This is a genomic window from Caballeronia sp. (assembly GCF_028292365.1).
In the GTDB taxonomy this organism is placed as follows: Bacteria; Pseudomonadota; Gammaproteobacteria; order Burkholderiales; family Burkholderiaceae; genus Caballeronia.
Genome location: NZ_JAQGMM010000319.1, coordinates 1 through 7,677, shown reverse-complemented (window position 1 = coordinate 7,677; position 7,677 = coordinate 1). Strand labels below are relative to the sequence as shown.

Sequence of the window (7,677 nt, the reverse complement as noted above, 5' to 3'; positions counted from 1 at the left end):
TGCACTCAGACGCGGTCCAAAGCAAACGACGGACAAGCGTGTTGGAGAGGTTCGTGAAAGCGTGCGCGGTAGAAATGCGAGGTCAGCCGGCGCCGCGTTTGGCCGTAAATAAACCGCTCGTAGAGGTCGCCGGGCAGGATCACCGGCATGGCCGGGGTATCGAAACGTTGCAACACTTGATCGACCTGTACCCGTCTTTCACACGATGCCAGCCCTGGATTCGTTGCGACAACACGTCACGTCTCAGCGCCGCAATCAATGTCCGTCATCCAGCGCGCCCGCGGCCCGCGGCTCCTGAACGACAGGTCGAGCGTGCGGACCACGCATACCGGAAAGCGCATCACCACCGCATTGCCGTAGCGTCGCGCCGGTGTATCGAGAGTGGGGTCGGCGACTGCCTGAAGGCCAGTCATGCGCTGTAATATCGCCAGCGCATCGGGCGCGGTGCTGTCTCCAATCGGCACCTGCTGCAGCTGCGCGAGCGGCAAGACTTTGTACGCTAAGCCGCTTGTGAGAGCGCCTTCAGGTTGAGGACATCGCCCAAGCAGCGCCCAATGCCAGGCCGCCGCAAAATCGGCGATCGCGAGTACGCGCATCTCCAGCCACGCAAACCGGCCAATCAAACAACGCAGCTTTTCGACCGGCACAAACAGGTCGACAAGTTCGGCCGGCCCAACCGGTTTCTCGGGATCGATCAACGCTTCGAGCGGCACAAGCCGGTCGATATCGGGAGAGAGGGTGGCTTCACACGCTCGAGCGTGTGATGTTGCGCGGGGTCCTTCGGCAAGACGGCAGTCGCGTCGTTCATGCTGTGCACGTTCACGCAACCCGTTTCGCGCTCCGGCACGCTCGGCGGCATCAGGCGATACCGGTCGTGCACATCCGCTTGCTTGAGCAGTTCGTGCAGCACGTCCATAGTCGTTTCCTGGAGCCACCCGTGGTTATGCGACGCGATGCCTTCATTGGATGCTTTCCATCCCATCTTGTAGACCGGCAATCACTCGCGCTCGAACGCGCAAAGCATTGGGAAATCCCACGCGAGAATTTAAATGCACAGCCGTCTTTCGGGTCGCCACAACTTCATGGAGAAAGTCACCGAGCGCAGACACCGCGCACCGCGCGCGCGTGATCCTCGCCCGAAGGACACGAAAATAATCCGGGCCATCGATCAGCGAACTAAAACGATCAGCATACCGAACGCTGTCGCAATGACGGCCGGGTTGGAAAAACGTTTCGGTACTCATATGGCCACCGGTTCAAACGGATGCCCGAACAGATTCGCCGGGAGCTAAAACCGCGGACCGTGTGATGAACCGTTCCGGTGAAGTCAGGGTTCGTATGACGATTTTTGCAAACGCTGTGTCCGATTGCCCCGACTTCCCCGCGCTGCGCAAAATCATGCCGCACCGTACAGGAAATGATTCGATTATCTGTACCGGTACTGTACAGATCCAATCTCATACACTGGCGCTCACGGACTATCGATCCGATTCAGTTCCTGCCTTGACGACACACTAGGAAACACCATGCATCTGGACACTGCCGCCCTACTGACTGCCCTTCCGGCCGCGGTGCTGTTCGCGCTCGTTACCACCATCACGCCCGGTCCGAACAACACCATGCTGCTCGCGTCGGGGGTGAACTTCGGATTGCGCCGGACGGTGCCGCACGTGCTCGGAATCAGCGTAGGCGTCGCCATCCTCATGGTGTTGGTCGGTCTCGGCGTGGGGCAGGCGTTCGCGCGCTTCGCCTGGGCTTACACGGTGCTTGAAACATTAAGCGTGGCGTACCTGCTGTACCTCGCGTGGAAGATCGCGACCTCGTCGACCATGCAGGTTCGCGACGGCGAGCGCCGGCCCATGCGGTTTATCGAAGCAGCCGCGTTTCAGTGGATCAATCCGAAGGCATGGATGATGGTGCTGACAGCCGCGACCACGATCCATTTGCATTCGAGCTTTTCGCTGAATGCCGTATTGATGGCGGTGGTGTTTATCGTGGTTGGATTGCCCTGCATTACGATGTGGGCCGCGTTCGGCACGTCCATGCGCCGGCTTCTCACGCAACCGCGCTGGCTTCGTGCTTTCAACTGGACAATGGCCACGCTGCTCGTGTTGTCTTTGTATCCGATCGTCGAGCGCGCGGTGGCGTGATGACGTAGTGATGGGCATGGCGTGACAGCGTAATCAATGCTGTCGTCGTTACATTGGTGGCGAGTTGATTTGGTGGTTCGGAGTTCAGATCCAGCCTATTTTTTCGTAGGCGGCGCATACTGGTCCATGCCTGCCGTCGCGCAAAATATGCAGCCTGATTGCAACTTTGGCCGTAGAAAGCGGCAAGAAATGCGCACTCCGTTATCTGGGGGAATCGACAGGCATGTACGAAGCTTGCTGCCCGATCAACTCGCGCCCTGTTGGCGCGGCTTTGAAACCTCCCAAGGAGTTACGCCATGTCTGGAGCAAATCGCCCGTCCGGTCCCGCAACACGCAAGTCCCTCGATCTCGCCGACCAAATTGAACGCGATGAACTCGAGAACCAACTGCCGGATGCGCTAAACCACGCCGACGATGACGACCTCGACGACGAACCCGACACCGGCAAGCCCCGCCGATAACATTTCTCCTCCATTCCCGCGCCCGTTGGCGCGTCTTCCAAAGCCGCACTCGCGCAATGCAGTGCGGCTTTTTTGTGCGCGAATCGTTTTGCGCCCTATTTTCCGGGGTGGCGAGTTCTGGGCACGACGGTTGCTCTAAGTTCGGGCGTCGCGGGATCCAGCTGCATTCAGCGGCACATGGTCATGTAAAGCAGTCAAGGCGGCGAAGGCGTCAAGCCAGCACGCAAACCAATCCGATAATCGACCCCTTTGGAGGGCTTCATGCTTCGATACGCTGTCATCTTTTTCATCATCGCGATCATCGCGGCGTTTTTTGGCTTCGGCGGAATCGCGAGCGGTGCAACCGAAATTGCGAAGATCCTGTTCTTCATCTTCATCGTAATCTTTTTGGCAACGTTGTTGCTGGGCGTATTCCGGCGATGAAGCCCCGGTGTCGATGATTCAATGGACACCGCTGAAGAAATGCAAAAAAAGCGCGAGCATGCTCGCGCTTTTTTATGCTTTCGGCTTACCCCCGTCCCGCAGTGCAAACCGGCCGGCTTACTCATGCATCGCAATTAATGCATCGCAAGCTCGACACCTTGCTCGAGGCCTTGTTGAGCCAACTGCTCGGCGAGCGCACTCGAGTGCCCGGCCAGAGGGTTCACATCGCCGCCTGCTATCAACGCGTCGTTCAATCGCCATTCTGCTTCCACAAGACCCGTAACATGCGCATCCGGCGATGCGATCGCGTCGCTCGTCTTGCCGTCCATCCTGGTGGAATGTTTATCACCATTCAGAAACAAGTCGCTTTCGGCACGATTTAAAACGTCATCGAGCGAGAGTTTGAGCGCGTTGTGCTGCTCATTGACATCGATTATTTCAACACCCCGGCTCTCCGCCGTTGCGGTTTTTCCTACTACGGGGATGAAGTCGATAGCGGGGTGATGGCCCGTTGCGTGCGGCACTCCATTGCTCTCGTGCGCGCTGTCAATATTATGGCCTCCGTCTTGCGAAGCCCAAGCGTGACCGGACGATACAACCGACAGTGACAGCTCGATCAGGAAGGCGAAATGCTCTGAAATCATGCCACCTTTACCCGCCATGTCTGTTTGGATTGCGATCAGGTCGTGCATGCTTGAGGGCAACGGATTGGCCGGTTGAATCGACCACATGCCATGTGCGTCAACCTGAGTGGTAGCCATCAACATCCCGTTATCGTACAGGTTGATCATGTAACCCGGCTTGCCAGTGCCGCTGATGACCGGACGCACATCGTCGGTCGTGCCATCTCGAGCGACCGGTCCCTGGACCGGACCGACGTTATCCATGACCTCGGTGATGACTGGCGCTACGGGCGTCGACGTGTCGATAGTGACGGAAAGCTGCCTGGACGATGCACCCCATTGATCTTCACTGTTCATGGAGATTGCCGTGAACTTGTGAAGACCAGCCTTGAGCGCGGCAGGCGGCGTCAATGACCACAGACCATCGCTCGTCACGATGGTGGTACCGAGCCATCGAACACCGTCGTACACGGTCACCGCGGTGCCGGCGTCAGCCGTACCCATGATGACCGGGAATGCTTCGCCTGACGTGCCGCCGTTGCTTGCGGATCCAACGGACGTGATGATTGCTTTCGAAGGAACGTTATAAAAAACTGCCATGCTGGCCCTCTCTTTATGGGAATCAACTTGCGCGACACCGCTTGGAATCCGACGGTCGCGCATTGATGCGAATTGACGACGGCTGGATGCCGCCAGTTCAGTTCGCGAGGGCGAGTCTGTCCTTATGAACTAAAACAAACCACACGATTGTTCCTAAACAGTAAACAAACAGAACAATCCTTTGCGAAAGATCATCTTTCTCTAACGCCCCTTCCACTTCTCGATAAACCCCCACAACGCGTCCTCAGCGGAATATGGCACGTTAAAGCGAAACCAGTTGCTCGCGGCATCGTCGGGCCGAAAGTATGAACCCGGTGCGAGCCAGATGCCGTCTTCCAGCGCCTGCGTGGCCAGTTCGTTGGCCTCTTCAGGCTCGACTGGCAATCGTGCCCACACAAACAAACCCGCACGCGGCCGATGAAACAGCTCAACGCCGAGCGCATCCATCCGGTCCTCGACCTGCACGTGCGCGTCCTTGAGTTTTTCAATGACCGATTCCACGTGACGCGCATAACGCCCTTCGGTCAGCACTTTTTCAACGATCCGTTCCGTCGCCGCCGATGAAGTCAGCCCCACCGCCATCTTCGTACGCGCCAGTTCACGCAGTACGTCACGCTCGGCAACCACATAACCGCAGCGCAATCCTGGCGTGATCGTCTTCGAAAATCCGCCGACGTACAGCACGCGGTTCAAGCCTTCCATGGCGGCCAGAAGCGGCGCACCGGCCGGCGCGAGCTCGCGGTTCACATCATCTTCCACGACCCACAAGCCATAGCGTTCCGCGATCTGCAACAGACGAAACGCCGCCGCCATGCCGAAGGTCGCGCCGGTCGGGTTCTGCAGCGTCGTGTTGAGAAAGATCGCCTTGGGACTATGCTCGATCACCAGTTGCTCAAGCACGTCGTTATCGATACCCGCCGGTGTGCGCGGCACGCCTCGCACAATCAGGCCACCCAGTTGAAGGATCTGCAGCAGATTGCAGTAACCAGGATCTTCGACGATGACCGTATCGCCGGGACGCAGCAGCGTGCGCACAATCAAATCGAGCGCCTGCGTAGCCCCAGCGGTCAGCAACACGTTCGCGGCAGGGTCGGCGGGCAAACCGTAGCGGTCAAGTTGCTCGGCAATCCGCTCGCGCAGCGGCGCAAAACCGTACGGGTGCCCGTAGTCAGCCATACGCGCCGCCGGCACGCGGCTGATCGAGCGCAACGCGTGATGCAAACCGCTTTCGTTGACCCATTCATTGGGCAGCCAGCCGCAGCCGGCTTTGATCGGCACGGAATGATCGGCGAATACATCGGACAGCAGCCAGGTCGCGGTGAGGCTCGGCGGCTGCCACGCTACAGCTCGCCTGTGGGCCGCCGGGGCCTGCGCCGCCACCCGGTACCCCGAGCCGCGCCGCGCGACCACGAGCCCCATCGACACAAGGCGTCCATACGCTTCCGTTACCGTGAAGGTGCTCAGCCGCTCCGACTGCGCAAGCTGGCGCACCGAAGGCAACAACGCGCCGGCACGCAGCGCCTGCTGCTCGATGGCGCCGGAAAACGCCCGCACCAGTTGTTCGACGAGCGTGGCTTGCGCGCGGTCGCGGTCCAGTTGAAGTTCAATCATGGATCAGCAGGAATAGGATGATAAGAGTGAGTCATCCAGGATAGACGACCAATACAGTTTGCACCATTTTGCCAGCACAGTTCTCTTCGCGACAGGACAACTGTCTATGCCGCGGGTTTTTATCGAGGACTACATTGCGTGTTCTAACAGGAGATTTCCCATGACTTCGCGCCCCGTCATCGACGACCTCTCGTCGTTCTGGATGCCTTTCACCGCCAACCGGCAGTTCAAAGCTGCACCACGCCTGATCGAGGGCGCCAAAGGCATGTACTACCGCGCAACCGATGGCCGCGAGATTCTGGACGGCTGCGCCGGCTTGTGGTGCGTGAACGCGGGCCACTGCCGCGATGAAATCGTCACCGCGATCCAGCAACAGGCCGCCACGCTCGACTTCGCACCGACCTTCCAGATGGGCCATCCGCTCGCGTTCGAAGCGGCCACGAAAGTCGCCGCGATCATGCCGGAAGGCCTCGACCGCATCTTCTTCACGAATTCGGGTTCTGAATCCGTCGATACCGCGCTGAAAATCGCCCTTGCCTATCACCGTGCACGCGGCGAAGGCCAGCGCACGAAGCTGATCGGCCGCGAGCGCGGGTATCACGGGGTGGGGTTCGGCGGCATTTCGGTCGGTGGCATTGGACCGAACCGCAAAACGTTTTCAGGCGGGTTGCTGCCGAACATCGATCATCTGCCGCACACGCACGCGCCCGAGCACAATGCGTTTTCGAAGGGCCAGCCGGTGTGGGGCGCGCATCTCGCCGAAGAACTCGAACGCATCGTCGCGCTGCACGATGCCTCGACCATCGCTGCCGTGATCGTGGAACCGCTGGCGGGTTCGACGGGCGTGCTCGTGCCGCCGCAGGGTTATTTGCAAAAGCTCCGCGAGATCTGCACGAAGCACGGCATCCTGCTGATTTTCGATGAAGTCATCACGGGCTTTGGCCGGCTCGGCAAAGCGACGGCCGCGGAGTATTTCGGCGTGACGCCGGACCTGATGACGCTGGCCAAAGCCATCAACAACGCGGCCATTCCGATGGGCGCCGTGGCTGCGCATCGTAACGTACATGACACGATCATCAATGCGGGTGCGGTGAACGGTATCGAGCTGTTCCACGGCTACACGTACTCCGCGCACCCGATGGCCGCCGCCGCCGCGATCGCCACGTTGGACCTGTATGCGCGAGATCAACTGTTTGAACGCGCTGCATCGAAAGCGCCGAAGTTCGAATCCGCCGCCCATGCGTTGCGCGACGCGCCTTACGTGAAGGACGTGCGCAATCTCGGGATGGTGGCGGGTATCGAACTGGAATCCCGCGATGGCGCGCCGGGTGCGCGAGCCTATGAAGCGTTCGTGAAATGCTTCGAGGCAGGCGTTCTAGTGCGTTATACAGGCGATATTCTCGCGTTCTCACCGCCGCTGATCATTGAAGATGACCAGATCGAGCAGATTTTCAGCACGGTTCGCAAGGTGCTCGAAACAGTGAAATAACGTGGTTTAGATAGCCGCTTACGGTCCATCAAAGTAAGCGGTATGCAAGCTCTAAGTGCAAGTCTCAAGGCCGTTCTGGTTGCTCCGGAACGGCCTTTCTTCGTTGCGACGCTGCAAACGCGCCGCGAGCGGTACGCTAGCGTTCTAACGTGCGTGCCGAGCCGTACCCGCCTTCGCAGCCGCCTTACGGCGCGTCTGCCAGCCTTTCTTCGCCGATGCTGATCGATCGGCCGCAGACCGCCGGCTTGCACTCGCATGCGCCTGCTTCGAGAGCGACTTGTGCGAAGCGGCCTTGGTGCTCTCACGTTTGAGCACCCGCG

Annotated in this window: 8 protein-coding genes and 1 pseudogene; 4 read left to right on the top strand and 5 right to left on the bottom strand. The window is 59.4% G+C overall.

Going from position 1 to position 7,677, the window contains the following annotated elements:
- Positions 1–236: 236 nt before the first annotated feature.
- Both JWR14_RS19760 and JWR14_RS19755 read right to left on the bottom strand, forming a co-directional pair.
- Entirely contained in the window at positions 237–713 is a 477-nt protein-coding gene (locus JWR14_RS19760; RefSeq protein WP_299710075.1) for a hypothetical protein, read from the bottom strand.
- Positions 695–916, bottom strand: a complete 222-nt coding sequence (locus JWR14_RS19755) for a hypothetical protein (RefSeq protein ID WP_299710073.1) — start codon at positions 914–916, stop codon at positions 695–697. Before JWR14_RS19755 ends, JWR14_RS19760 begins: the two co-directional genes overlap by 19 nt.
- Before the next feature lie 610 nt (positions 917–1,526).
- Between JWR14_RS19755 and JWR14_RS19750 the strand changes: the two genes are divergently transcribed.
- The 3 genes from JWR14_RS19750 to JWR14_RS19740 all read left to right on the top strand — a co-directional run bounded on the left by JWR14_RS19750 (position 1,527) and on the right by JWR14_RS19740 (position 3,034).
- The gene (locus tag JWR14_RS19750; RefSeq protein ID WP_299710071.1) at positions 1,527–2,150 is read left to right on the top strand and encodes a LysE family translocator; all 624 of its coding nucleotides are present in this window, start codon (positions 1,527–1,529) and stop codon (positions 2,148–2,150) included.
- A 296-nt stretch (positions 2,151–2,446) separates the two neighbouring features.
- Positions 2,447–2,611 carry a hypothetical protein gene (locus JWR14_RS19745; protein ID WP_158939511.1) on the top strand — a complete coding sequence of 55 codons (165 nt, stop codon included), beginning with the start codon at positions 2,447–2,449 and terminating at the stop codon, positions 2,609–2,611.
- 261 nt (positions 2,612–2,872) lie between these two features.
- Positions 2,873–3,034: a DUF1328 family protein gene (locus JWR14_RS19740; protein WP_031363615.1), complete on the top strand. Its 162-nt coding sequence runs from the start codon at positions 2,873–2,875 to the stop codon at positions 3,032–3,034.
- A gap of 134 nt (positions 3,035–3,168) precedes the next feature.
- Here JWR14_RS19740 and JWR14_RS19735 read toward each other — a convergent pair whose 3' ends face one another.
- Positions 3,169–4,257, bottom strand: a complete 1,089-nt coding sequence (locus tag JWR14_RS19735; protein WP_299710050.1) for an Ig-like domain-containing protein — start codon at positions 4,255–4,257, stop codon at positions 3,169–3,171.
- Positions 4,258–4,458: 201 nt separating this feature from the next.
- Positions 4,459–5,868: a PLP-dependent aminotransferase family protein gene (locus tag JWR14_RS19730; RefSeq protein WP_299710048.1), complete on the bottom strand. Its 1,410-nt coding sequence runs from the start codon at positions 5,866–5,868 to the stop codon at positions 4,459–4,461.
- A 160-nt stretch (positions 5,869–6,028) separates the two neighbouring features.
- On the opposite strand from JWR14_RS19730, the gene JWR14_RS19725 reads away from it, so the two are divergent.
- Entirely contained in the window at positions 6,029–7,357 is a 1,329-nt protein-coding gene (locus tag JWR14_RS19725) for an aspartate aminotransferase family protein (protein WP_299710046.1), read from the top strand.
- 144 nt (positions 7,358–7,501) lie between these two features.
- Here the strand turns inward: JWR14_RS19725 and JWR14_RS19720 are convergent.
- A pseudogene (locus JWR14_RS19720) lies at positions 7,502–7,677 on the bottom strand (DNA-binding protein); the annotation flags it as partial.

Coding starts and splice junctions, on each gene's coding strand:
- JWR14_RS19740 (WP_031363615.1), top strand. CDS start 2,873: ATGCTTCGATACGCTGTCATCTTTTTCATCATCGCGATCATCGCGGCG.
- JWR14_RS19725 (WP_299710046.1), top strand. CDS start 6,029: ATGACTTCGCGCCCCGTCATCGACGACCTCTCGTCGTTCTGGATGCCT.
- JWR14_RS19745 (WP_158939511.1), top strand. CDS start 2,447: ATGTCTGGAGCAAATCGCCCGTCCGGTCCCGCAACACGCAAGTCCCTC.
- JWR14_RS19750 (WP_299710071.1), top strand. CDS start 1,527: ATGCATCTGGACACTGCCGCCCTACTGACTGCCCTTCCGGCCGCGGTG.
- JWR14_RS19755 (WP_299710073.1), bottom strand. CDS start 916: ATGGACGTGCTGCACGAACTGCTCAAGCAAGCGGATGTGCACGACCGG.
- JWR14_RS19735 (WP_299710050.1), bottom strand. CDS start 4,257: ATGGCAGTTTTTTATAACGTTCCTTCGAAAGCAATCATCACGTCCGTT.
- JWR14_RS19730 (WP_299710048.1), bottom strand. CDS start 5,868: ATGATTGAACTTCAACTGGACCGCGACCGCGCGCAAGCCACGCTCGTC.